The 235-nt window shown below is 54.5% G+C and carries 1 protein-coding gene; it reads left to right on the forward strand.

Going from position 1 to position 235, the window contains the following annotated elements:
• The coding region (locus CH339_RS26010) for a Gfo/Idh/MocA family oxidoreductase (protein ID WP_245408206.1) at window positions 1-235 on the forward strand (235 nt) is incomplete at both ends.

The raw sequence follows: 235 nt of genomic DNA on the forward strand, positions 1-235 counted from the left end.
GGGTGATGCGGAAGCAAGCCGCAATTCGTCTTACGGCCACGATATCCGCGCCGAAATCATCGGAACGGACGGCAGCATCTTCATCGGGATGCTGCGGAACCCGGCGGTTACAGTGCGGACCGGAAAGGGGAGCAGCTATAATATCATTCCCGATTTCCAGGCGAGGTTCCATGAAGCGTACTGTTTGGAGCTGCAGCATTTTGCTGATTGTGTTCGCATCAAAACGAAACCGCTT

The organism is Rhodobium orientis (assembly GCF_003258835.1).
In the GTDB taxonomy this organism is placed as follows: domain Bacteria; phylum Pseudomonadota; class Alphaproteobacteria; order Rhizobiales; family Rhodobiaceae; genus Rhodobium; species Rhodobium orientis.